Source organism: Pseudomonas helleri (genome assembly GCF_009600315.1).
Taxonomy (GTDB): Bacteria; Pseudomonadota; Gammaproteobacteria; order Pseudomonadales; family Pseudomonadaceae; genus Aquipseudomonas; species Aquipseudomonas helleri_A.
In genome coordinates this window covers 1-340 of record NZ_WIWC01000135.1, presented here as the reverse complement: position 1 = coordinate 340, position 340 = coordinate 1, and the positions used below count along the sequence as shown (strand labels likewise).

General features: G+C 54.7%; 1 protein-coding gene. It reads left to right on the top strand.

Annotation, left to right across the window (positions count from 1 at the left end; all coding sequences use genetic code 11):
* Nucleotides 1-340 (top strand): transposase (locus tag GHN86_RS23150; protein WP_194286570.1); only part of this gene is annotated, 340 nt, incomplete at both ends.

Genomic DNA, 340 nt, shown 5'->3' with positions numbered 1-340 from the left:
TGCAGCGCAAGAAGCCCTGCCTCAAGCCCAAACCGTGCTGGATCCTTTCCATGTCGTGCGCTGGGCAAGCAACATGCTGGATGAATGCCGCCGGCGTGTGCAACACGACATCCTGGGCCGCAGAGGGCGTAAAAATGACCCGCTCTACAAAAGCCGTCGAACGCTACTGACTCGGATCAGCTACCTGTCTGACGCCAACAAAAAGCAACTGTTCCAGCTGTTTGCAGATGAGCACCACCTCGAAGTGGATTGCACCTGGAGCATGTACCAACGGGTGGTCAGCGCCTACAACGAGCCGGATCGAAAACGTGGTAAAAAACTCATGGAAGAGGTCATAAAT